Consider the following 257-nt stretch of genomic DNA (forward strand, 5'->3'; position numbering starts at 1 on the left):
AGGTTGACCAAGTCGCCGGCCTTACCGGGAAACGCCATCGCCAACTCGCGGTCCGACAGTTTGCTGTTTTCGGCGCCCTTCAAGCCTTCCACCCGGCCCTCGACGACCAGCACTTGCAGATGGCCGCCGGACAAATCCTGCTGCGGTAGATAAGCGCGGCTGGTGACCAGGCCTTTTTCCAGATAGTGGTTGGTGATGACCTTGAGCAACTGGTTAAGCTGCGGCACGCCCAGGCACTGGTTGAGAAAGGGCTTGAG

Annotated in this window: 1 protein-coding gene; it reads right to left on the bottom strand. The window is 59.9% G+C overall.

What is annotated here, in order from left to right:
- A partial coding sequence (locus ACZ3HH_RS30635) for a POTRA domain-containing protein (protein WP_465810423.1) occupies positions 1–257 on the bottom strand: 257 nt, incomplete at both ends.

This window comes from Pseudomonas sp. PME37.24/025 (genome assembly GCF_055556615.1).